Annotated in this window: 16 protein-coding genes; all 16 read right to left on the bottom strand. The window is 34.9% G+C overall.

The features are described from left to right. Positions 1-344: 344 nt before the first annotated feature. Positions 345-1,385, bottom strand: coding sequence for a DnaD domain protein (locus ACTJJ9_RS10775; protein WP_255451975.1), 1,041 nt, complete (start codon positions 1,383-1,385; stop codon positions 345-347). A gap of 241 nt (positions 1,386-1,626) precedes the next feature. Beyond that, positions 1,627-2,925, bottom strand: a complete 1,299-nt coding sequence (locus ACTJJ9_RS10780) for a methyl-accepting chemotaxis protein (protein ID WP_145583590.1) — start codon at positions 2,923-2,925, stop codon at positions 1,627-1,629. Between the two features lie 168 nt (positions 2,926-3,093). Then, positions 3,094-5,430, bottom strand: a complete 2,337-nt coding sequence (locus tag ACTJJ9_RS10785; RefSeq protein WP_145583588.1) for a glycoside hydrolase family 3 C-terminal domain-containing protein — start codon at positions 5,428-5,430, stop codon at positions 3,094-3,096. A gap of 78 nt (positions 5,431-5,508) precedes the next feature. Then, the gene (locus ACTJJ9_RS10790) at positions 5,509-8,256 is read right to left on the bottom strand and encodes a glycoside hydrolase family 3 protein (RefSeq protein ID WP_186324268.1); all 2,748 of its coding nucleotides are present in this window, start codon (positions 8,254-8,256) and stop codon (positions 5,509-5,511) included. Positions 8,257-8,599: 343 nt separating this feature from the next. Next, entirely contained in the window at positions 8,600-11,119 is a 2,520-nt protein-coding gene (locus ACTJJ9_RS10795) for a GH39 family glycosyl hydrolase (RefSeq protein WP_170944427.1), read from the bottom strand. A gap of 116 nt (positions 11,120-11,235) precedes the next feature. Continuing rightward, complete coding sequence (locus ACTJJ9_RS10800) at positions 11,236-13,518, bottom strand: ATP-dependent DNA helicase (protein ID WP_145582144.1); 2,283 nt, start codon at positions 13,516-13,518, stop codon at positions 11,236-11,238. Positions 13,519-13,751: 233 nt separating this feature from the next. Further along, positions 13,752-13,946: a YwbE family protein gene (locus ACTJJ9_RS10805; RefSeq protein ID WP_145582143.1), complete on the bottom strand. Its 195-nt coding sequence runs from the start codon at positions 13,944-13,946 to the stop codon at positions 13,752-13,754. After that, the gene (locus ACTJJ9_RS10810) at positions 13,946-14,146 is read right to left on the bottom strand and encodes a hypothetical protein (protein ID WP_145582142.1); all 201 of its coding nucleotides are present in this window, start codon (positions 14,144-14,146) and stop codon (positions 13,946-13,948) included. The genes ACTJJ9_RS10805 and ACTJJ9_RS10810 overlap by 1 nt, the downstream gene beginning before the upstream one ends. A gap of 134 nt (positions 14,147-14,280) precedes the next feature. After that, the gene (locus tag ACTJJ9_RS10815; RefSeq protein WP_145582141.1) at positions 14,281-14,463 is read right to left on the bottom strand and encodes a Fur-regulated basic protein FbpA; all 183 of its coding nucleotides are present in this window, start codon (positions 14,461-14,463) and stop codon (positions 14,281-14,283) included. 360 nt (positions 14,464-14,823) lie between these two features. Next, the gene (locus tag ACTJJ9_RS10820) at positions 14,824-15,144 is read right to left on the bottom strand and encodes a pyrimidine/purine nucleoside phosphorylase (protein WP_145582140.1); all 321 of its coding nucleotides are present in this window, start codon (positions 15,142-15,144) and stop codon (positions 14,824-14,826) included. Positions 15,145-15,672: 528 nt separating this feature from the next. Continuing rightward, positions 15,673-17,541, bottom strand: a complete 1,869-nt coding sequence (gene abc-f / locus ACTJJ9_RS10825; protein ID WP_145582139.1) for a ribosomal protection-like ABC-F family protein — start codon at positions 17,539-17,541, stop codon at positions 15,673-15,675. A gap of 158 nt (positions 17,542-17,699) precedes the next feature. Next, positions 17,700-17,819, bottom strand: a complete 120-nt coding sequence (locus tag ACTJJ9_RS10830; RefSeq protein ID WP_095301931.1) for an RAxF-45 family protein — start codon at positions 17,817-17,819, stop codon at positions 17,700-17,702. An 84-nt stretch (positions 17,820-17,903) separates the two neighbouring features. Next, the gene (locus tag ACTJJ9_RS10835; protein WP_255451896.1) at positions 17,904-18,308 is read right to left on the bottom strand and encodes a hypothetical protein; all 405 of its coding nucleotides are present in this window, start codon (positions 18,306-18,308) and stop codon (positions 17,904-17,906) included. A gap of 58 nt (positions 18,309-18,366) precedes the next feature. Continuing rightward, positions 18,367-18,852 (bottom strand): NUDIX hydrolase, encoded by a 486-nt coding sequence (locus ACTJJ9_RS10840; RefSeq protein WP_145582138.1) that lies wholly within the window; start codon positions 18,850-18,852, stop codon positions 18,367-18,369. A gap of 131 nt (positions 18,853-18,983) precedes the next feature. Then, on the bottom strand, positions 18,984-19,943 hold the full coding sequence (locus ACTJJ9_RS10845; protein WP_255451895.1) for a serine hydrolase domain-containing protein: 960 nt from the start codon (positions 19,941-19,943) through the stop codon (positions 18,984-18,986). A 417-nt stretch (positions 19,944-20,360) separates the two neighbouring features. Next, positions 20,361-21,128, bottom strand: a complete 768-nt coding sequence (locus tag ACTJJ9_RS10850; RefSeq protein WP_145582137.1) for a hypothetical protein — start codon at positions 21,126-21,128, stop codon at positions 20,361-20,363. Between the last annotated feature and the right edge of the window lie 661 nt (positions 21,129-21,789).

A 21,789-nucleotide genomic window follows, 5' to 3' on the forward strand; every position in this document is an offset into this window, starting at 1 on the left:
TCTGATAATGTCTAGTTTTCTTTTAAAATGATCTGAGAATCTTTAAGGCTACTAACTCACATATTTATTGCTATAGTATTTTTGTCTGTAAATATATGAGAGATATTGCCAATCTATGAATGCCCTGATAATCCGAAGGTATGACTATCCCCTAACGAATCAAAATCTGGTAGATTGACAATGTGCTCCAGAACATTATTTTTACCAGAACCACATAATACCACCATTCTCCGCACGATTTATCTATGTCATGTACTTTCCAGATAATCAGGTTGAATGACAGTATCGTTAAGTTGCTTCTCTTCCTTCATCATGGTTCCTAAGAACGCTTCTTCGGCAAATGCTCATTCCTCTTCACCAGCCGTTATGTCAAGCACAAAACCACTAGGAATCGCTCGTCCAGCAGGAAAAGAATTTGTAGATTGCTTGAATTTTTGGAGAGAACGTTCGTTTTCTTGGTTGAGATCAATTTCTTCAACAGTCAGCAACGACTCATTCTCCCAGTTCCTAAGGATCCCAGCTACATAGTTTAGCCTTCGCTTATTATTAGCACAGGCTATTTCCATCGCCTTTAAAATCACAGCTTTTGGCTGTAAAAAGCTAGAATTAGTTAACCACAACAACAACTGCTCTTTTGCATTTAGGTTTGAAAGACCAAATCCATTTTTGTCCCAAAACTCAATAATTTCCTTCACATCATCTGTTTGTACGGTATGCCCTTGAACCACTATGCTTGGAGTGGTATCTAAATCCTGCTCCTTCTCTATAGTTGGCGCAGGTGCTTTTTGTTTTTCTTTTTGTTGTTGTTTTTCTTTTTTATTTTCTTTTTTATTTTCTTTTTGTTTTTCTTTTTCCCCACGTATCGTAAAAAGTTGTAAAGAAGCCTCTTCAGGATCTTCACATTCTGACTCTTCAAAGATATTTTCTTCATTTTGGTTGTCCTCTTCGTTAAGAGATTCTTCAGGCTCACAAAACGAATCATATATATTGCGTATCTCTTCTTTTTCTATTGATTCTGCCACATATTGAATAAGCGAGATGTCCTTGACATCCTTTAATTCCTTCGTTATGCAATCCATCACAGCCTTTCCGCATTTATGTAGGTTTTCTTTGCCCCAGTTTTTAATCGCAAGTTCTCTTGTTTCAGGATTGTAGCGAATGAGCTTATAATGATGGATGAATCGTTCCATTAACAATTGAACACTATCAATTGAGTATCCTAATTCAAACGCAATTTGTTTTTTCGTTATACGATAAATACCAGTTTGTGTCGTACATGGACCCGTTAGAAGATAAACATAAAATAACTTATCCTCAGGAGTCATTTCTTCTAATACAATCGGATCGTTCCATAAATTTGTCCATATCACTCGATATTTTGCCATTTTCATCACTACCCTTTCTTCATAGAAATGTTATCTCATATGTTATATAGAGAGAATTGATGAAAGAGTAGCGTGTGTTTTGTATAAAAGTAAAAAAAGCACAGGATCGGTTTTTCTGCATTTTTAAAGCAAGAAAACCAACCCTATGCTATTCGATTAAAAATGATTGCTAATCTTCACTAAGAGCTTATTCTAAATACACGTAACCTTCATTCAAAGTATAGTAATACAATACACATCGTTATTTGACGATAAACGTATCCATTTCATTTTTCAATTCAATGGCCACACTACTTAGTAGTTCTGCAGAAGAGGCAATTTCTTCATTAGAAGCGGATTGTTCTTCTACGGATGCTGCAACATTTTGTAAGCTTGATGAAACTTGTTCTGTACCACTCGTAATAACTCCAATGATTTCTCTAGTCGTTTTAGCTTTCTCATTCACTTCTAATGTCCTACTAATGACATTTTTGGACTGAATACTTATCTGTTGAACATATTCTCCTATAAGGTGAAAGGCTTGACCACTTTTATTCATCATATTCGTTCCTTCTTCAACGATCGTTGTTCCATTTTTAATTGAACTTACTGCATTAACCGTTTCCTTTTGGATTTCTGTTATCAGCTTACTAATGCTAGCAGCCGCCTCTCTTGATTCCTCTGCCAAATTTCGCACCTCATCCGCTACGACAGAAAAACCTTTACCTGCTTCACCAGCACGTGAAGCTTCTATAGACGCATTTAAAGCGAGAAGATTGGTTTGTTCAGCAATCGATGTAATAAGTGAAACTATTTGACTAATTTTCTTCGATTTATCACCAAGCGAATTAATAATTGCCGACGATTCATTAACAGCTGTCTGTGTTAAATTCATTTTAGAGATGGTATTTTCAATTAACTCAATTCCCGAATTCGCTTGATCATTTGTTTCACTCACTAGTCGATTAACGGATTGAATTGAATCTGTAACGTTATCCATTTCACTCACCACTATTTGTGCTAAGTGTTCTAATTCTGAAATTTTATTTACTTGTTCTTCTGAGCTTGAGGCAATTTCTTGAACAGCGTTTGAAATTAGATTAACTGCTTCGCTTGATTGTTCAGTACTACTTTTTAACTCCTCAGAGTGTGTCGAAACGTGTGTAGTTGTATCATTTGCTTTTTTAATTGCTGAATTTAAGTTGCTTGTCATACTATTAAACGATTTTATTAAACGTCCAATTTCGTCATTGGTATTGTTATCAACCTGAACAGTTAAATCTCCTTGTGATGCTTGTTTGATTGCACTTGATAATCTATTAATTTTGTTAATCACTAAAATCCTTACAACTAAAACAATAGCGAAAGTTGTAAGGATAAAAGAAATAAGATTACTTACAATAAGCCCAACATTACCGTGTATAAAATTTGGTAAGTATACTTTAATCAATACCTCAGAGATTAGCGAAGTAATCATTAAACTAAAGACTACTCCAAGTATAACCTTCACAATTAAACTACTTCGTAAATTGACTTTCTTCGTTATTTTCTCATTGTACATGCGTTATCCTCATTCTATGTTTTTTAATAGTCTTTGTTTTACCACTTAAAAAATCATTGAATTGCATTCCTTTTAGAATAATTCAGGAAAGTAAAACATGATGAATAAATCTCTTCCACCAAAAACATGAATGCTTAGGTGGAAGGGATTATCTCGTTTCTATGTTACTTATCGATTAATCCACCATAAAAATAGCTCAACATTCTTTTTACTTACTTTCCCACCCGTAAAGCGGTCAATCTGTCTAAATGGCATGTTGATAATAAAGTAGACGTTATTTGCTTTTAACGGTTTTCCAATCTTTTTATAGAAATGATGGAAAAACATAATACATTTATAGAGAAGTTTTCCGATCCAGTTTTTATACTGTGCTTGATTAATGGTGTCATTCATTCCTAAATCTTCACGATGGTCCCATTTTTTAGGTGGAAGCTTTCTACCTAATATTTTTTCAAATTCTGAATCAGGGATTTGCTTCACATTTGCCACAGCGTAGTGTGGATATTCATCCTTTAAGAAAACAGATGGAGAAACGCCACCCATTTCAATCGTTTCCTCCAAATGAATCGCTTGAATGGAACTGCCTATTTGAATTTTATAAAATCCTGATTCTATCTCCCAATCGTTTATTTCAGGATTATAGTAAGAGAAATCTCGTTTTGTTAACGTTAGTGTCACTCGCTTCGTTTCACCTGGTTCCAAGTAGACCTTATCAAAGCCTTTCAATTCTTTTTTCGCACGGAAAATCTTTGAATCTACCATTTCAATATACAATTGAGCAATTTCAGCTCCAGCAACTTCACCTGTATTTGTTATATCAAAACCTACAGTTAAGCCATCTATCATCATATTACTATATTCAAAAGTAGTATAAGATAGCCCATAGCCAAATGGATAAAGCACTGGTACTTTTGCCGTTTCATAGTATCTATATCCGATGAATAAGCCCTCTTTATGCTCACTTGTTGCTTGCTGTCCAGGGTAGTATGCTGAGGATGGAACATCAGTATACTGAATTGGGAGTGTTTCACTTAATTTACCACTTGGATTATGTTTACCAAGTAATATATCAGCGATCGCTTCCCCCCCACCTTGTCCAGAAAGATATGTGTGGATAATTCCTTTTACATGATCTGCAAATGGTAATTCAATCGCTCCACCACCAGATAAAACAACAATAACATTTTCATTTACCTTTGCTACAGCTTCAACAAGTTCTAACTGATTTTGAGCTAGCTTTAAATCTTCTCTATCTACACCTTCTGCTTCTCTACTTTCATCAAGTCCAATAAATAAAAGCACTGCTTCAGCAGATTGTGCGAGACTTGTTGCCTCTGTCAAAAGTTTACTGCTTTTACCGCCCATTCGCTTAAAGCCTTGTGCATAGCCTGTAATAGTTAAAGAAGAATTTTGTAAGCTATCAAGTGGATTACTTAATTTATAAGGGTTAATTAAGGAACTCCCTGCTCCTTGATATCTTGGATTTTTTGCAAAGTCACCTATAACTGCTACTTTTGTTCCCGCTTTAAGTGGAAGAATCCTATTTTCATTCTTAAGTAGTACGATAGATTGACGAGCAGCTTCAACTGCCTTCTTGTAGTGCTCTTCATAATCTACTTTTACAGATTCTTTATCATCCAAACGTACTTTAACTACTAGCGAAAGCAATTGATCGACAGCTTCATCTAATATTGATTCATCTAATGTTCCTTCTTTTATCGCATTGACAATTTCTTGATCTGTAATTCCATTAGTAGATGGCATTTCTAACTGATTATGAGCTTTTAACCCATCAACACGGTCATTATTTCCACCCCAGTCAGTTACTATAACACCGTCAAATCCCCATTCTGAATACAAAATGTCATTCGCTAGATGTTGATTTTCATTTGCAAATTCACCATTTACCTTATTATAAGAAGACATCATCGTAAGAGGTTTACTATTCTTTACGACCTTTTCAAATCCTAGTAAATAAATTTCTCTAAGTGAACGTTCATCTACAATTTCATCAATTGTCATTCGCATATGTTCCTGACTATTAACAGCATAATGCTTAGGGCAAGCTGAAATCCCATTAGACTGAATTCCTTTTACCATTTCAGTTGCTAGTTCCCCAGTTAGATAAGGGTCTTCTGAGAAATATTCGAAATTACGTCCACATAATGGATTCCTTTTAATATTTAGACCTGGTCCAAGTAATACACTTACTCCCTCACTACGGGCTTCCTTCCCAATATCTTGTCCTACATTATATAAAAGTGACTTATCCCAACTATTTGCTAACGTTGCTGCTGTTGGGTAACAAGTTGCTGGTAAGCTTTTATTTAATCCAAGGTGATCCGCTTTCCCGCCTTGTTTACGAAGTCCATGTGGTCCGTCCGTTAGCATAATCGATGGAATTCCAAGTCTTTCAATTGCTTTCGTATTCCAAAAGTTTTGTCCTGACATAAGAGAAGCTTTTTCTTCTAGTGTCATTTGTTGTATTAAGTCTTTATGTTTCATTCTTACACCGCCACACTTTATAAATAGTTAGAAAGCGGACATAGTCCGCCTTCGCTTTTCTATATCAAAATAATATTTCTAGTTAAATAGATACGTTTTCAAGGTTGCATATAACGAATTATGCATGCTATTTCGCAGACCTACTGTAATCGCTTCTGGATGCTCATCATATGCTTCTTCTATACTTTTTTTGGTGTTTGGAACCGATAAAATATCTAACATTAAATCATTTCCAGATGTAATTGCTTTTTGCGGTTCCATAAAATTGAATACTGCATCGGAAGATACCACACCTTCAAATCCCCACTCATCTCTTAGTATTCCATTTAATAATTCTGGATTTGCCCATTTTCCATCGATGTAAGAGAAACTAGACATTGCACCCGTTACATCGGCTTCTTTTACAGCTATTTCAAAAGGACGAAGGTGAATTTCTCGCATCGCTTGTTCATTAGACCATACTAGAATCCCAGAGCGTGCATTTGTTTCTTGCTCATTCATGATGAAGTGTTTCATGAACACGATAACCCCTTGATCCTCCGCACCTTTTGACAAATTCGCACCAATCATCCCGTTTAATACAGGGTCTTCAGACATATACTCAAAGTTTCTTCCACCTTGTGCTGTTCGGTGAACATTAAGAGCTGGAGCGTACCAACCATGAATGCCGTATGCTTTCGCTTCTTTTCCAACTACTTCACCCATCTCGTAGGCTAATTCTTTATTCCAAGTTGCTGCAATGACGATTTCAGTAGGGTAAGCACCCGCTTCAAACTTCTTAAAGAAGAAATTAAATCCAGCAGGTCCATCCAAGAGTACTGTATTCGGAATACCTAGCTCTTCAATTCCTTCCGTATGATAGGCACCGTTTGATACATAATCTATCATTTGATCAACAGTTAATTGGTCTAAGAATTTATCCCACTTAGGATCATCAAAATCTAATCCTTTTAAATCTTCTAATTTAAGTCCATTGTCAGCACCTGTGATAGGCATGTCCACATCATCATTAAATTCGTGCTCTTGAACTCTTTCGATAACGAGATCTGAGGCAACTTTTGCATCATCTTGATCCGATGGGTATGTTCCTTCCCAATCGTTACGCGAAAGAACGGTTAATTCGTTTTCTGATTGATTAAAACGATTTTTGTACTCTGTTCCTGTATCAGCGTCTGTGTTATAGATAATATCTTCCGGTAACTCAAAGTTCAGTGTACTGTCAATATCATGAACGTTTTTGCCAAGTTTAATTTCGTATGTTCCTTTTTCTAAAATATAGTTCTCATTTTCCATATCATATGAAGCCATATCTCTTGTATCGTACGTAATTGTTAACGTTTCAGACTCTCCTGGTTCCAGGGATTTTGTTTTGGCGAATGTTGCTAAGTTAATTGCAGATTTTTCAATTCCACCAGGTGTGTATGGAGCAGTGTAGTACACTTGAACGACATCTTTCCCAGCTACATCACCAGTATTTTTTACTTCTACTTTTAATTCGATCGAATCATTAGTAAATTGATGTTCAACGACATTCCAATCAAATGTTGTATAACTTAAACCAGAACCAAAAGGATATTGAACTGCTTTTTTGTATCCCTCTTCATTTCCTTGATAGTATGTTTCATAGAATCTATACCCTACATAAATTCCTTCTTCATAGTTAATGTAAGCTTTATCTAGATTCTCATATTGATAGTCTCCGAAATTCTCACTCGCTGGTGAAGATTCAACATCGTAGACATACGTATCAGTAATGCGTCCAGAAGGATTTAATTCTCCAGATAATACTTTTGCAAGTGCATTTGTTCCAAAAGGTCCAGGTGTTCCAACCCAGAGAACAGATCGAATACTTGGGTAGTCCTCAACAAATCCTAATTCAAACGTATTACCAGCATTCACGACAAGCGTCACATTACTAAAGTTATCAGCTACTTTTTTAATCAAATCAAGCATTTTATCTGTTACCTTCAATTTATCAGTACTTAAATCTGATGCTTCTACCCCTTCACTTTGAATAATGATCATTGCATTATCAGAGTACTCTTTCGCTTGAGCAAGTACAGCGTCTGAAACACCTGGTTCACCAGATGCCTCCTCACCACCAAGCATTCCTTTCATGACTTGAACCAAACCTGTATCAGCTCTACCTGTTGCTTCTTCTAATTCTGGCAATCCCGCATAGTAATCATATAATTCCTGATTGTATTCAATCCCAGCATTCTTAAGCGCATCAAATAAATCGATCGCACGAGTTTGGTCTGAAGCACCAGAACCACCACCACCATATTTAAAGCTAAATGCTGTAGAACCAAATACATTTATTTTTTTATTTGCTAGTGGAAGTGAATCGTTTTCATTTTTCAATAATACTAATCCTTCATTGGCAATTTCTTCTGCAATCGCATCAGCCGCTTCTCTTGCTTTGATACCTTCTTTACTTGTCGTATTTATCACAACATGTTTACCCGTCACATTTGCGGCTATACTTGAAAGTGTCGGACCTACCGTTACACCGACAGTAAGGACCAGCAAAGCAACTACAGACCAGCCTGCGATACGCCTTGGTCTATTTTTGATTTTTTTGTACATTTTTGCTTCTTTTTTCGTTGCTCTTCTTTCTTTACGACTTAACGATTTCAATTCTTCTTTTCTTTGTTGTTTCTGTTCCTTTCGCAATTGCTTATCGCTTACAATTGCAGCCTTTCGTTCAGCTTCCGGCATAGCGGCAATTTCCCGCTTTCTTTTTTTACGCTTTGCCTTATCTTCTCTTACTCGTTGCACGATTTCTTGTTTCTTACTCTTTCTCTTTTTAAAGTAATCAGACATAATGATTCCCCCTAACATTTCAACCTATTATTAAATGTCATCATACACAGCAACCAATAATTGCAAGTGCATTCTTTTATCCAACAAGCAGAAATAGTATCATTCTATATATGATGGCGCTTTCTTCCTGCTAAATTGTAACTCTACTATAATTTTATTTTTCATTTACTACATTCCAATAACATAGAAATTGTATTCCGATTTTTGACTACATAAAAAAAACAAGATACTCGCCTTGTCAAAAAAGGGAATACCTTGGTTTTTTAGTTTGATATAAACTTTGATAACTATTAACTATTCAATAAAACATTTTCGTTTATATAAAAGTGACAAATGTTAATATTTAATACCTTTTTTTAAGTTCAATCAACTGTATCTCATGAGGTAGTAGAACGGTTTGAAGACTGTAGCCACTTTGAACACTGATTTCTTGAAATTTCACACCTGGTTCTGCCTTTCCTTTTAGAAACAATATCGTGTCTTTGTCAATGTTACTTGGTGCTCCAATGTCTACCCAAGCGTCAAATGAAGAGCCTTGTTGTCTATTCACATATTGTTTTTTCATCGTATATTCGCCTTGGATACCATTGATATTTAATTGGTAAGATTTTTTTGACTTATTCTCAAAAATTGAGTATCGATTCGTCATAGACAACTGTGAAAAATCAAATGAACTATAAAGTTTATTTGGATGGTTATAATTATAAATTAATATCTGGTAGTCCTCACCTTTTTTTGTAACAAATACATCATCTTCTTTTAATACCAGTTCTGTCCCAAGCTTACTTAAAAAATAGTATGCATTGTAACTAGCTTTTTTTATTCCGTTAAATGTCATTAAACCGAAGCCACCGTGAAATAAAGGCTGCTCAAAATTAAATTCTTCAAATATATCTGTAATTGTCCAATATCCCATTCCTTCTACTTTCCAATAGTTTTCAATAACATTCTTCACAATAAAAGAAGCCATATAACATGTATCATGAACTAAATCTCTACTATTAACACTAGCATTCCATTCAGTTATCCATAGCTCTTTACTAAGCTGAGGGTAACCTTTCATTATATTTTTGATCGTGTCAATTCTGTAAGTAAAATTGTGTTCATCACCAAACGATGTATTTCCTGACTCTTTTAGCTTTTTAATAATATCCCCTGTTAGATAAACATTACCAAAATCATTAATCGGATTTCTTGTTTCTTTTATTTCTTTTGTAAGATTGTAAACATGAAAAGAGTAAAAATCCAACTCAACATTTTCTTTTACAAGGTATTTGCTAAAATCTTCTAACCAAGACATATTTGACAAAAAGTCAATATTTCCAAAGCCACCTATTTTTAACTCAGAATCAATTTTCTTTATACAACGATAGCTCATCGCAAACAATGCAATGAATTCCTCTCTTGTTCCAGACCAAAAATATTTAACTTCTGGTTCATTCCAAAATTCAAAATACCAACTTCTTACTTCCTCAAGTCCATAACGGTTAATTAAATGCCTAATAAATGCTTCCAACAACTCTATCCAGCGATTGATGTCTTTAGGTGGCGAAACGTGAGCGTTCCACCTAAAAATTGTATCTGATGTACTAGCTAAATCTTTTGGCATAAACCCGATTTCAATGAATGGCTTTATCTTATTTGCAAGCAGAATATCTAATAACGAGTCTATATGGTTAAAATTAAAGAAGTAAGATCCGTCTACTTGCTCATTGTAAACGAGTAAATCATCTGAAAAAATCCCATGAAATCTAATGAACTCAAAGCCAATTTCCTTTTGAACAAGCTTGAGCTGATCATAAAATTCCTTTCTTAAAGCATGTGGAGCATAGCCGAAAGTAGTCAATTTTTTAAAGGATTGCCTTATAGGCTCTGTATCTCCGGCGAGGTTCATATCATATTGCTTATCTACGATTATTTCTTCATTGCTTGGCTGTTTACGTTCCAAATATTTAAATAAACTTTTTAGTGATTCTCGACTATTAATACTTAAATAATCCTTCGGAACATTTTGCTCTACTTCTATTAAATATTGTTCACGATACTCGGAAGGTGTCATTCCCATCAATTCTTTAAAGACTCGGTAATAGGCTTTGCTGTCAGGGAAACCGTATTTAAATACGATATCCGTTATCTTTTCATCTGTCGTTTGTAATGTCATTAAAGATTTGTTCAAGCGCATACTATCTAATTTCTTTTTAAATGAAATACCTACTTTTGCTTTAAAATAACGGGACAAGTATTGTGGATTTAAAGAAAATTCTTTAGCGATATCCTGCAAACCAAAGTCTGTGTCTGTACAATGATTGTTCATATACTTAAGTATTTCTAATAGCCTTTGGTCATTATCTATATCATGATGTTCGTTTTCTCGTTTTGGTACCTCAAAATGCTCCAAAAGAATAACAACTAAGTCTAGTAAGTGCTTTTCTATTTTTAAATCATATAAGTTTTGTCTGTTCAGAATTAAATCCATCATTTTCGCAAGGATATACTTCATTTCATTTACAATTCGTAAATTTACCGTTCCAACTTCACTTGAATTTAAATAGAATCTTTTGTTCTCAATATTAATACGATGTTTCTTTAAGTATTCACTTTGAATTTGAAGTGCCAACACTTGAGTTTTTCCAAATGCTGTTCTTGTATTTATAAAATGAAGTTCATTGCTATTTACAAGGAACATTTCCCCTTCTTCAACCATATAGCTGTCTCGGTTCACTCTTACTTCTAATGCACCTTTAAGGACAAAAAGAATCTCAATATCCTCATGCCAATGATATGGAAACCGTTCTAAAGTATGAGTGAAAATATTAATTGGTAAGTCCACTTGATAGTCTATTTGTTCATAATCATAACGCATACTCTTCCCCCACAAGTACATAATAAATTAAACTTTATCAAATAATGAAAAGAGAAGAAAGAATTCATTATTATAGTTAAGTAGTTAACCTTTGTAGTAAAATTAACATTTAAAGGTTATCGATTTTGAAAATCTCTCCATTCATTCGGCAATAATCTCTGATATTTCTCCATTAAAAAACGGTCATCAACTAGGACAATCACACCCGAATCTGTCTCGGATCGGATTAAGCGCCCTCCTGCTTGGAGGACCTTGTTTATTCCTGGAAAGGTATATGCGTAATCATAGCCATTTTTCCCCGTAGCTTGAAAGTAGTCCTTCATAATATTTCGTTCCAGGGAGAGTTGTGGCAAGCCTACTCCAACAACAATCACTCCGTTTAGCCTGTCTCCTTTTATGTCAACACCTTCTGAGAAAATACCGCCTAATACAGCAAAGCCAATGAAAGCATCATGATTACCCGCTTTAAACTCCTCTAAAAATTGTTCCCGCTCCTCCTCACTCATCCGATGATTTTGAATAATGGTCCGAATTTCCGGAAAGTTAAATAAAAAATCTTCATAGACACTTTTCATATATAGATAGGAAGGAAAGAAGATGAAATAATTTCCACCTCGCTCTCTTACAAGGGTTGAAAGCATTTCAATAATCTGTTTTTTCGTATTCTCTCTGTCATGATATCTAGTTGATAATGGTTGAATGAATACCTCTGTTTGTTCTTTGGAAAATGGTGATGGGACTGAAAGTGTATAATCCTCTGGTGTGCCACCTAGCATATTCATAAAATACTGGAGTGGTAATAGAGTCGCAGAAAAATAAACTGTCGCTCGGAACTTTTTACTAGTTTGTCGCAAAAGAAAAGATGGATCTAAGCAAAACATTTTAATATGGACTTCGTTCTTCTCAGCTTCGACATATGTCACATACCGCTCATCATAAAGCTTTGCGATTCGACAAAATCCCGTTGCTGCAAAATATGTGTCAAGTAACAATGCTTGATCAGTTGATTTCGTTTGCTGTAGTAACTCGATCTCAGCACTATAAACAAATTGCTCGAGCATTTCAATTAAATCCTCTTGTAGCTCCTTAAGTACTAAATGCCCTTTCTCTAAGCACTTTTTCTTTAGTTCAATAAAGTATTTATTAAGTTTATTTGCCGATTCATACAAATTGGTTCCCTTATATTCACGCTTTATGGTAAGAAAACTTGATTTTTGTAATTGTGCTGAAAACATCTCACGCGCACGGTCAACAAGATTATGGGCTTCATCAATTAGTAATGCAGACTGTCGCTTATGTTCATCGAAAAATCGTTTCAGCGATACCTTCGGATCAAAAATATAGTTGTAATCACAAATAATCGCATCCGCAACAAAAGCTAAATCCAAGGAAAATTCAAAAGGACAAAGCGTATGCTTTCTTGCATATTTCTCGATTATTGTTCGATTGATGAACGTTTCGTTCGAAAATATGTCTAAAAACGCTTCATTAACACGGTCATAATAGCCATTCGCAAACTCGCAATACTCCTTCTGACAAATTGTTTCTTCTTTAAAACATATTTTATCTTTAGCCGTTATCGTTACTGCACTCATACAAAGACCTTTGTTTTTCATTAGTGAAAAAGCCTCTTCAGCCGTCTGCCTTGTAATCGTTTTCGCCGTTAGATAAAACATTCGTTCTAGCTTTCCTTCCCCCATCGCTTTAACTGTTGGGAATATCGTCGAAATCGTTTTTCCAATTCCAGTAGGTGCATTTGCAAAAATATTTTTTTCCTCTGCGATTGTTTTATAAATCGCACCAGCAAGCTTTCGTTGGCCCTCTCGATAGGCCTCAAATGGGAATTGTAGGTCTTGGATACTTTGATCTCGACGTATGTGATGCTCATTCATGAGGGATGCGTAAGGGTAATAGTCATGCACTAGCTCGTCTACAAACAGCTTAAGCTCCTGAAATGAAAAACGTTTTAGAAATTTCTTTTGCTCTTCTGTGACGACATGAATATATGTTAGTTGAACACTCATTTCTTCTAGGTCATGGTCTTTTGCATACATATAAGCATAAACCTTCGCTTGTGCCCAGTGTACAGGGTTGGAATCTTCCTTTATTTCAGCTAAATCCCTAGAGGTTGACTTAATTTCATCGATAAGTAATTCATCATAACGAACAATTAACCCGTCACAGCGGCCTTCAACGATGAATATCATCTCTTTATACTCCAATTCAGTCTTTAGAAACACTTCCTTCTGATCGGTTTCCTGATACGTACTTTGAATAACCTTATGAGCCTTGGTCCCTTCTGTAAGTGTTGTAGCCGTTCGAAATTTATTATCAATACTCCCACTCCGATAAACATATTCAACTAATGCACGTACAGAAATCTTCACTTCGGGTAGCATGTCATCACCTTATCTCTTCGTTTCAAGTAGTTACCTAGTACAAATTATAACAAAAAATAGTGGGGACAGTCCCCCATCACGTTAACTTAATAAAGCATTAAGAGGGGATTCACCTCTACTATAGTTGCTAGTTTGTAAAAATCCCCTTAAGAAAACGCTGTTTTTCGAGTGAAATCTTCTGTAGTTAAAGTAAAAAAGCATTCGGGGGACTGTCCCCGAATGCAACTGAAATATTAAGAGTGAATTTCCTTTACTCGCCCAATCTGCCCATCAGTTAGTCTTACTTTGATGCCATGGGGATGTGTGGCTGAGTTTGTTAGAACATCTTTCACGATGCCTCTAGTAAGCTTTCCTGTTTTTTGGTCCTTTTTTAACACAATATCAACCGTGATGCCAGGTATGATATCCTTCCGATTTTGTCCATTCATTAGACACCCATTTTTCTTCTCGTATTGCTTGTTTTCTTCGTTTGTTGGCTTTTCATTTTCTTTGGTGAAAGGTCGGCATTCATTTTGCCTTTGCCGGACTGGGACTGGGCCTGTTTCTTCTTGTTTTCAAGCTGCTGTTTAATCGCCTCTTGCAGACTAATTTTCTTTTTTGGTGCTTCTGATTGGTGATTCTCGGTCATAGGAAATTCCTCCATTGTTTTTATTGATTAGTCCAAATATAAACTATTTCACTAATTTTTGAAAGAGGAAACAGAGGGAAGGTCCTTTTCTTCCAACAATGAATGTTGAAGAACCGCCCCTCTATATTTTCTGTTTACGTCCAGCGAATGGAATCAAATTCACCATGTGGATGAAATTGCTTTTGGATTTTTTTATATTCTGCTTGTAATGATGAGAGTGATACTTCATAAAGCTGTTTACCATCAATTTTATATATATTAAACATCACAAGTTTATTTATAAGTTTTTGTCTTCTTTTTTCTATGCTATTTCTCATATGAAACACTCCTTTAATCATTTTGCTTCATGTAACATGATTATAAGATCTGAATTTAGAAACCCATCACTTTGGAATAGAACCTTCTATAAAACAATCGCACTTTCCTATATATTTATCATATACCTAACAATTCCGATGCGTCAAGTATGAATTAGCATTTCAAATGCCCGTTTTCTCTTTAATAATCCCTTTTTAATAAAAAGACAAGTCTAAGAAGATTTTATCGATATACCTTTAATGACTAAGTAATGTTAAATCAAAAACATCAAAACTTGGTAGTATTTATTGATAAAAATAAAAGGAGAAAACCAAAAGCTATTAGGTCCTCTCCTCCTACTTTATTTATATATAATCAATTCAATCCTCTTCTGTCAGATACGAACAACAATAATCGACAACAGAATAAACCTTTAAAAGAAAGCTTTCATTTGCAGGCACATAAAACACTCCACTATTTTCGATTTTCTTCCATTCCTGTCCATTTACTTTATATTCGAGAATACCTGCTTGGATATCCATTTCTTCCTTTTGAGATGTTGAGAATTTGTATTCACCAGGAAGCATGATTCCTAAAGTTTTTCGTGTTCCATCTTGAAATTCTACCGTTCTACTTGTTACCTTTCCATCAAAATAAATATTTGCCTTTGTATTGATGTTGACATTTGTAAATTGCGTCATTTGCTTCATCCTCTCTCTTTTCTGTCCTCATTTAATCATAAAAACTTATAATTGAAAACGAAAAATTCAGATAATTATTAAAAATAGCCACCAATTATGGTAGCTATTTTTAAAGAAACTCTGAAAAGTTCCTCAAAACCTATCTTAAACCCTCATATTTCAATGTTCACTAAAGATTGTTTTATCTGTAAAATAATGCTTTAAGGTGTCCTTCATCTGTCAATTTTTTCAAAATGCACAATCACTATTGTCGGCTTTTCTTTTCATAAAAATTACATAATCTTTCTAAACGGAGCAATGCTTTTTCCCCATATTATAGAGATTCCCCATTCTTCCCTAGCTGGTTGATAAAACAATGCAGCTTTCTTGTATTCAATTATGCCAATATTCCCAACCATAAGCATCTAAATAGAGGCGATAATAAATCATATCAAAAGAGCTATCTCTTACGACTGTCATTCCCTCAACGCAATTGTGCGTTTACCTATATCATCTTTACAATCTACGGAGTGTGAAGCTAAGTAAACACTAGACGACTTCATCTAACAGTTTATATAGTTGCTCCCTTTCAAGCTCCATTTCCTCTAATTTAATAAAATGCCCTTGAATTATTTCGACATCCGTCTCGTTTTCCATTACTTTTTTTAGCAAATGAATTTGTTCTTCAAGTTCTTCTAACCTTATTTCAATGTCATCAAGGTTCATGTTTTTGTTTGTTTTTTTCGGTTTTTCTGGACTAACCTTCACCTGTACAGGTTTTTCCACTGGTGGTATTATCTTTAATTTCTCCCTTGCCCAATCATAATTTCCGTCAAAGAAATGGACAGTACCATTTTTTAGCCAATAAATTTTCGTAAACAATTTATTTAGGAAATAACGGTCATGGGAAACGGCAAGGATTGTACCGTTAAAGTCCTCCAATGCCTCTTCCAATACCTCACAGGAATCTATGTCCAAATGGTTCGTCGGTTCATCTAGAATGAGCAGATTAATGTCCTGGTACATCAGCTGTGCGAGGCGCAGACGCATCCGCTCACCACCGCTTAGCTGATTGACCTTTCGAAAAACGGCTGGACCGTAAAACAAGAACTTAGCTAAGATATGTCTTGCTTCCCCTTCATTCACGGATACTTCTGAACGAAACACATCAATCAGTTTTTCATCACCGATGTTATGAAAAACATGTTGTGATAAATAACCGACTTTTACATTACTTCCAACCTTCACCATTCCATTGTCTGGTTCATATTCTTGGAGAATTAGCTTTAAAAGAGTCGACTTTCCAGTACCGTTTTCACCAACGATTGCAGCTCGATCTTTGTATTGAACAAGCATATTCACATTTTCAAACAAGGAACGACTACCAAAGCCTTTCGAAACACCTTTAAGCACTATGACATCTTTTCCGCTGCGGTCATTCGCCTCAAAATCTATCCCCATCTTTTTAACTTCGATTTTTGGTCGTTCAAGCTTTTCCATTCGATCGAGTGCACGCTGCATGTTGGTGGCGCGCTTATGAAGAGCGGCACTTGGCGGGTTTGAACGATTCGCCCAATCGCGCAGACGTTTAATCGCTTCCTTCATTTTTTTCATTTTACGCTGCTGCTCTTGATACTCCTGAAATTCTCTTAAAAGTCTTTCTTCTTTTTCCTTTACATAGCCGCTGAAGTTCGTATGATAAAGGTCAATTTCACCATCTTCCATGTCTAATACCTTTGTCACGACCTCATCCAAGAAATAACGGTCATGTGATATTAAGATAATCGTCCCATTATATTCCTCTAAAAACTGAGCTAACCACTCAATTGCCATCAAATCCAAATGGTTCGTCGGTTCATCCAGCAGTAAAAGGTCTGGTTTCTTTAGCAAGCTTAATGCGAGGCCTACTTTCGTTTTTTCTCCCCCACTTAATAGGGAAAATGGTTTATCGAGTAGTTCAGTGATCTTCAACCCATTGGCGACACGCTCCATTTGAGTATCCATTTCATAACCGCCATTTAAAATAAAATCATCCTGGAGCTTGCCGTATTGCTCCATTAATTTTTGTAAATCTCTTGGAGCGATTTCCTGACCCATTTCCACTTCCAATTTTCTTAACTTTGATTCAGTTGAAACTAATTGTTCAAAGGCTGTTTTTAAAACATCCTTTACGATTAAGTTTTGATAATCAGCAGGTATTTGTGCTAGATATCCTATTCTTAACCCTTTTTTCCAATGAATAGCCCCCTCATCTACCGTATCTTGATTAGCAATCAGTCGTAATAAAGTGGTTTTCCCACTGCCGTTTCTCCCAACTAACCCAATGCGGCTGCCTTCATGTATTTCGAACGATAAATCCTTAAAAATAAGATTTCCGCCAAATGATTTTGCTATATGATTAACACTACATACGATCATGTTCTTCTCCTTTTTCATGAACACTCGCTTTACCAAATAAAAAAACTGCGTGCATCTAAAGATACCGCAGTAAAAAAAGCATGAAAAAAGAGTGCATCAAAGCACTCCCTTACTACCTTTTTTAATTTGGGTAAAGAGATGTGTTTCGTTCTAGTTCATTATGCAATTTTTCTAAAAAAGGGCAGACTACCCCCTTGGAAAACTGCATCATGAAAAATTGCACGGCACAAATAAAGGACCTTTAACCACTGTACACGTACAAACATAGAACTCTCCATCTCTTTACACCTCCGTTTCCATAAAAAGTTACTTTTATTGTAATGATAATAGAAACAGAATGCAAGCCCTATAATCTGATTAATCTAACTACTTAATGCAAGTATTTTTTCCTCGTACTGAATCTTCGCCGGTAAACAAACTTTCAGTTTTCCATCATAATAGGCAAACAATAATGATTGATACTCGGGATAGTGCTCCATAACAAAAAGAGCAAACGCCTTGCGCTCCCCGATAAATTGTTTCTTAAACTCGTCATTTTCTACAATGTCATTAAGTTGTTTTTGATAAAATGCCATCGTATTCTCCCAATTTTGCTTCCGGTTCTCTAAAATGTCCCGGGCAAACACTGGGAGCTTATCAATCACTTGATCGATATAGCCTTCAGACCACATAACCATTTTATCCTTCTCAGTTAGCTCCATGACCATTTTCATCAGTTCAACATCATCAACGTTTTCACTTGTTGCATATCTTCCGACTTGATTCACTGTCTTCACCTCATTAACGCGATGCCTTTATTGAAGTATAGAACCCAGTTTAACAACATTATTTTTTTACTTCCCAATGTTCATAGCACTCTACATCTAAGCCTAAGTCACCATTTTTTAACCATTCAAAAGCTTTAAGCACCAATGGAGAAGCATTATTTAAAGTTACTTCACTCTCCGAAACCCAGAAAGCACCAAGTGAATCTTGTCCATCAAATTGTTTAGGATTAACAATCTGTCCACCGATTCTATCAACTAAATAATACACTGCAATATGATGAACGTGACTATATTGTTCCCAATCCCACGGCAACATAAAGTCGGTAACACCTAAATTCCTGACTACTTCTATCTCAAACCCTGTCTCTTCAAGAAATTCCCTTTTCATGGCATTTGTTAGGCTTTCGGATTCCTCAAGACTTCCCCCTGGAAGGTCAAAACGATTTATGTATGGACCTCCATTTTTATTTATCACTAAGAGTTTTCCATCTTTAAAGTAAAGACCATACACACCAAATGCACGATGGAACTTATCTTTCTCCACTTAGTTACCTCCTCTATCTTGCTTGTATCTCTTATTTTTAATTTCTGCACTTGTCTTTAGTTAGTTGAATAATAAATGCGATACCTCTTTATAGAAGCATCGCACCCGACAGTTTTCGCAATCTCTTGACTCTATCCGAACAATGGCATAATATGCTTTCTAATCAATTCAATTCGATCCTTTGCTCGTGGCATAAAGCGAGATGCAATCGCAACGACCATTTCCTTTTTAGGGTTTATGAAAATTACATTTCCACCATCACCTAAAGCTGCATAGCAATCATCAACAATCCACCACAAGTAACCATATGACAACTCTCCCCATCGACTTTTTTCCTTTGTGCTTTCCTCTATCCATTTAGAAGATAGAATTTGATTACCGTTCCATAACCCGCCACTTAAATATAACTGACCTATTTTTGCCATATCCCGTGGCGTTAAAGTAAGCCCCCAGCCGGCGGTATTTATACCTTTAGGGTCTACTATCCAACCAGTTACATATTTATCCTTAAGAAAAGCTAAATAGGCTTCTTTATTTTGTATAAATACATGGTTAGGAGCATTGATTCCAAGAGGTTTAAATAAGTTCTCTGTAGCAAAATCAATCACAGATTGACCAGTTGCATTTGCAAGAACACCTGACAAAACATGTGTCCCAACGGTAGTGTATTTAAACTCTCCAATACCACCTTTTCCCCCTAGCAAATCCAATGTAGCTTTTACCCAATCATCACTTGTATAAATCTTTGTATATGGCTCAGACTTGTATTTATATGGTGCAGTCATTGTCATTAAATTTTTTATGGTGATATTTTGGATTGTTTTTTCGCCACGCTTTACTGTGTAATCCGGAAAAAATTCTAATACTTTCTGTTCTATATTTTTAATATATCCTTTATCTATTGCAATACCAATAAGAGCTGATGTAATACTTTTTGTTACAGATGCTATATGCAATCCATCCGCTTTCGTGTAACCATCAAAATATTTTTCATAAATCAAATGTTCATCTTTTATAATCGCAATGCCTGCTATATTGGAATAATCTTTTTTTATTAAATCTTCAAAGTTCCAAATAGGATTATTATTCATTTTTATATTTTCGGATTGACACATTGACGTCAAATATATCAATTCATTCCTTTCGTCAAAATGATTGATCAATATTGATGTAATAAAGATAATTTATTATAAAATTATTATCAATTCTTTTTTTACAAATATATGGTAATTTCAAAAAAGAATGATCGAATCACTTTTCAAAGCGAAATATTGATTATTTTAGGTAAATTTAATACTTAGCGTTAAAAATAGTCCACAAAAACATATGTCGCTAAAAATCTTATATTTTTATAAGATTTCTTATTAGGCTGTCCTTCCGCTTTTGTTCAACAAAAAATACGATACCTCTTTATTGAAGTATCGCTACCCGTTAATTTTAGTACATTCGTCATAATCTTGAAATTCAAGGCAATATAGGTTTTCTTTTATTACATCAGTTTATATGATCTATGCCTTACTCTGAAAATTTTTATATTTCTCCAATACATTCAGCAACATTTTTTTATCATATTTTGTCTTTTGGTATATTTTCTCTACCATCTCTTCTAAACTTTCTAATTTCGGTTCAATAAATAAGCCTTCGCTTGTACTTAAAAAACTCTCCCAATTGTAAAATTCCCAATGAGCAATCTCATTTTTGTAAGGTATTCTACATTCTACTAAGGGTTTTGGATTAATTAGGCTTTGGGAATACTCAGCAGCCTGCAAAAAATCATCCATTTCTATTGGCAGCGTATTATAAATTTGTCTAGAAATCTTTCCGTTTGGTCGATAATAAAGTATTTCCGTGTTATGTTCATAATTTTTCACCTGTACCTTTGCAGCTGGGAAAAAGCCACTCAATTGCTCATTAACAAAATCTTCACTATGTGTATCTATTAAAATTGGATTTAACCATTGGTCTCCTAAATCACACAAGAAACGATGACCATTTTCACTAATTGCTACTACAGCTACATGGGCAGCTTCTTTTTTCAAACTATGACCAATAGGATAAGCATCAACTCCATCTTTTTTAAATTCATCTAACAACCAAATAGCAAGGTCAAAACAGTTACCCGTTATTCCATACTGTTGTCTATGTTCCCGCATGAGAGAGACATCTCGTTGTTTTTTATATCTTCCTTCGTTATATATCCAGACTTTTGTTAGTGTTTCCATAGGGAAGTCGATAAACTTCTCCCAAGTAGCTAGAATACTTTGTGTTGGTAGCATTTTTTCACCTACTTTTCTTTACTATTAAATTACATGAGTAGGTACTGCTTCGGCAGTCTTAGATAGGAATCCTTCTTGAAATACACTGTTTCTGTAGTTGATTTAAAAAATATTGCATCACATTAATCCCCTCTTTTTTGCCTAAGAGGAACAAGAATAGTTTCAAATGACAAAATTCCTTTTCTATTTATCCATTTACACAAGATATTCTACGCACTCAATATATAAAGAGTTTGATAATATATTTACTTTTTAAAAAATTAATTAGCAATTATAGTATAATAAAAGAAAATGGTAATATTAGGGTTTTTTGGATTTAGAAAACAGTGGAACTATTATTAGCTATATTTAAATAAACAACAGCAGTTAAAAAGGAGAATAAAATTGAAAATATTCAATGAAGAATTATCTAAAACAGTAAATATTATCCCCTATTGTTTTTTAAATTTAGTAGTTTCTTCTTTCTTTTTCTTTCTTTTTTTAAGTATTCCAGAGGGAGAATACCTTTATTTCCTATTAATATCAATCATTTCCGTAATTCCTGTGTATTGCAAAATAGAAGTGCAGACCTTTGCAAGAGAAAAATGCAAAGTCCTGCACTTTATTTGATAGGTGCATAAAAAAAGACTTGCCAGTCACCCCAAGTCCCACTACATTAATT

It is taken from the genome of Metabacillus sp. 22489, assembly GCF_052044855.1.
GTDB lineage: Bacteria > Bacillota > Bacilli > Bacillales > Bacillaceae > Metabacillus > Metabacillus niabensis.

Excerpts from the sequence above, each read along its gene's own strand:
- ACTJJ9_RS10775 (WP_255451975.1), bottom strand. The coding sequence starts at position 1,385 with ATGGCAAAATATCGAGTGATATGGACAAATTTATGGAACGATCCGATT.
- ACTJJ9_RS10785 (WP_145583588.1), bottom strand. The coding sequence starts at position 5,430 with ATGAAACATAAAGACTTAATACAACAAATGACACTAGAAGAAAAAGCT.
- ACTJJ9_RS10805 (WP_145582143.1), bottom strand. The coding sequence starts at position 13,946 with ATGAATGGACAAAATCGGAAGGATATCATACCTGGCATCACGGTTGAT.
- abc-f (WP_145582139.1), bottom strand. The coding sequence starts at position 17,541 with ATGATCGTATGTAGTGTTAATCATATAGCAAAATCATTTGGCGGAAAT.
- ACTJJ9_RS10810 (WP_145582142.1), bottom strand. The coding sequence starts at position 14,146 with ATGACCGAGAATCACCAATCAGAAGCACCAAAAAAGAAAATTAGTCTG.
- ACTJJ9_RS10800 (WP_145582144.1), bottom strand. The coding sequence starts at position 13,518 with ATGCTACCCGAAGTGAAGATTTCTGTACGTGCATTAGTTGAATATGTT.
- ACTJJ9_RS10795 (WP_170944427.1), bottom strand. The coding sequence starts at position 11,119 with ATGCGTTATGATTATGAACAAATAGACTATCAAGTGGACTTACCAATT.
- ACTJJ9_RS10815 (WP_145582141.1), bottom strand. The coding sequence starts at position 14,463 with ATGAGAAATAGCATAGAAAAAAGAAGACAAAAACTTATAAATAAACTT.
- ACTJJ9_RS10780 (WP_145583590.1), bottom strand. The coding sequence starts at position 2,925 with ATGTACAATGAGAAAATAACGAAGAAAGTCAATTTACGAAGTAGTTTA.
- ACTJJ9_RS10850 (WP_145582137.1), bottom strand. The coding sequence starts at position 21,128 with ATGCTACCAACACAAAGTATTCTAGCTACTTGGGAGAAGTTTATCGAC.
- ACTJJ9_RS10845 (WP_255451895.1), bottom strand. The coding sequence starts at position 19,943 with ATGAATAATAATCCTATTTGGAACTTTGAAGATTTAATAAAAAAAGAT.
- ACTJJ9_RS10830 (WP_095301931.1), bottom strand. The coding sequence starts at position 17,819 with ATGGAGAGTTCTATGTTTGTACGTGTACAGTGGTTAAAGGTCCTTTAT.
- ACTJJ9_RS10790 (WP_186324268.1), bottom strand. The coding sequence starts at position 8,256 with ATGTCTGATTACTTTAAAAAGAGAAAGAGTAAGAAACAAGAAATCGTG.
- ACTJJ9_RS10820 (WP_145582140.1), bottom strand. The coding sequence starts at position 15,144 with ATGACGCAATTTACAAATGTCAACATCAATACAAAGGCAAATATTTAT.